This window comes from Neolewinella litorea (assembly GCF_004803465.1).
GTDB lineage: Bacteria > Bacteroidota > Bacteroidia > Chitinophagales > Saprospiraceae > Neolewinella > Neolewinella litorea.
In genome coordinates this window covers 1-2,163 of sequence record NZ_SRSF01000028.1, presented here as the reverse complement: position 1 = coordinate 2,163, position 2,163 = coordinate 1, and the positions used below count along the sequence as shown (strand labels likewise).

At 52.8% G+C, this 2,163-nt stretch carries 2 protein-coding genes and 3 pseudogenes; 3 read left to right on the top strand and 2 right to left on the bottom strand.

The genetic code is table 11. The features are described 5' to 3' along the window. Window positions 1–235, bottom strand: a pseudogene (locus E4021_RS17885) (IS256 family transposase); the annotation flags it as partial. Window positions 236–438: 203 nt separating this feature from the next. Between E4021_RS17885 and E4021_RS17880 the strand changes: the two are divergent. The 3 genes and pseudogenes from E4021_RS17880 to E4021_RS17870 form a co-directional block, all read left to right on the top strand. Next, entirely contained in the window at window positions 439–657 is a 219-nt protein-coding gene (locus E4021_RS17880; protein ID WP_136460855.1) for a hypothetical protein, read from the top strand. After that, window positions 593–1,117 carry a DDE-type integrase/transposase/recombinase gene (locus tag E4021_RS17875; protein ID WP_136460853.1) on the top strand — a complete coding sequence of 175 codons (525 nt, stop codon included), beginning with the start codon at window positions 593–595 and terminating at the stop codon, window positions 1,115–1,117. Before E4021_RS17880 ends, E4021_RS17875 begins: the two co-directional genes overlap by 65 nt. Window positions 1,118–1,258: 141 nt before the next feature. After that, a pseudogene (locus E4021_RS17870) lies at window positions 1,259–1,531 on the top strand (transposase); the annotation flags it as partial. A 374-nt stretch (window positions 1,532–1,905) separates the two neighbouring features. Here E4021_RS17870 and E4021_RS18255 read toward each other — a convergent pair. After that, window positions 1,906–2,163 (bottom strand): annotated as a pseudogene (locus E4021_RS18255) (hypothetical protein); the annotation flags it as partial.

The window sequence follows — 2,163 nt, the reverse complement described above, 5'->3', positions numbered from 1 at the left end:
CGATCTCCACTTCGCCCAACGAGGTGCGGATGCGCTTCTTGCCACGGCCATTTTTGCGATTTGGTTCGTCTTTATCGGCTAAGTGAGCGTCCAGCTCACCGTCCAGTGCCTGCTCCAGAAAGGACTTGAGCAAAGGGGTGAAGGCTCCCCCCTCACCCAGCAGGCCTTCGCCCGCTTGTAGCTTCTTAATCGCCTCCTCGCGGAAGGCTTCCATATCGAATTCTTCGTTTTCCATGGTGCTTGTAGTGTGTTACGAAAGTTATTGGTTCTTATCGTGACACACTTTTTGAAACGGTTTCCGGCCGGTCGGCCTACAAGTCTAAGCGCAATCAGACGTCGTAGAGGATAGCAACTGGGCCAGGATTCGGGTTTGCTGCGCAGTACTTCGTGCCCAGTTGTGCAGCGGTCTCGTCTCGTGTGCGCCGCAACTGCCGCGCCTTGGGTTTTCGTCGTCAGACCTACCACCACCGCCGCCCGGGGTACCGCCCGGAAGAACCCGACTGGGAGCTGGAGGACCTGCTGGAATGCACCGCCAGCCGCTTTCTGGCCTGGGGCTTCTGGATGATCTTTTACTACCTACGCAACCAAGGACATACCTTCAATCACAAACGGGTGTACCGCGTTTGGACTGAGTCCAGACTGCACCTCCCCCGATAGCTATCGGGGCCCGAGACGACCGCGCATTCGGCGAGACTATCAGGAACTACTGCCACCCGACGGCATCAACGAGGGTTGGGCAATGGATTTTTTAAGTGACTGGGTGGTTGGCCCTAACCAGCAAAGCGTGCGCATCATTAACGTAATGGATGAAGGATCGCGCAAAGCAATGTGGGCCGAAGCCCATAGTAGTATTTCGGCGCGCAAGTTGATCGAGGTACTCGACAACTTGGTAGAGGTGCGGGGCTGCCACGCCTATATCCGCTGCGATTATGGTCCGGCGTTTACTAGCCATCAACTACGCCAATGGGCTAACTATCACAACGTAGGACTCCGACACATCCAGCCCGGAAAGCCGAGCCAGAATGGAATCATCGAACGGCTGAACAAGACCCTGCGGGTAGAATGCCTGAACCAGTGCTGGTTCACCAGCCTGGAAGAACTCAACGACCAACTATAGCAGTAGTCAATAACCTACAACTACGACCGACCCCATCGGAATCTAGGCTACCAAAGCCCAGAAGCTTACGAAAAAGCAAACGAGATTTTCTACTTTAGGGCGGTTGCGGCTTAGGGGAAGCGTACACGTACATCCTGGCGTCGAAACTTGGACGGCTTGACGCTGATGTTCAACTACAGCCCACTAATCAGGAAGGTGATCTATACGACGAATGCCATCGAAGCCTTCCACCGTCAGTTCCGCAAAGTGACCAAAACCAAGGGCTCATTTACTTCCGACACCGCGCTCATGAAACTGCTTTTTCTCGTCCAACGCGACGTCACTAGTAAATGGAAAAAGCCCATGCACAACTGGAACCGCATCCTCTCTCAGCTGGCCATCCTCTACGATGACCGATTACGTCTGGACTTGTGAGCCGGGCAGTAGTCACGTATTCTTTGCCCAATCCCCCTTAACTTATACGGGGCTTGGCCGAAGAATACTTCCGCTGTAAAAAAACAGGGGCATACTTTCTGAAATACTCCCAACGACTATCATAGCACCTTTCTGAAATACTCCCGTTATGATGTATGCGCTGATCAAAAATCAACAGACTTACTCCTTAGAAGAACATCAGCCGGCACAAAATAAAGTAGGCGAACTGTTCAGCTCGCCTACGGTGACTCTGTCGGTTGAAACCGGTCGGTCTTGAATAGTAAGGTAAAAATTATGGCTAAAATCCTTGCTTCTTATCATAGCACCTTTATGTAGTCGTCCCTGAAAAAGATACTCAGCGGTTTGGTTTAGGCTTATATCGCTCCCAACGCCATTCTGCGCTGGTGGGCCCTCGGTAGGGTTACTCCATTTAGCCTTTCTACGCAGGTTTCAAAGAAGGCCATCGCCAGCTGGATCAGCTTCAGCATGACCATCACCGGCAGCATTTTCAGCTGATTCAGGCGCTTGACCAGGTTGAAGGCCGCTCCGGCCAGCAGGCAGTTGACGGCATCGCCTAGTTCTCCGCTCAAAAAGTTGCGCCGCATGCGGTGATCATCCTTGAGGTGACCGAT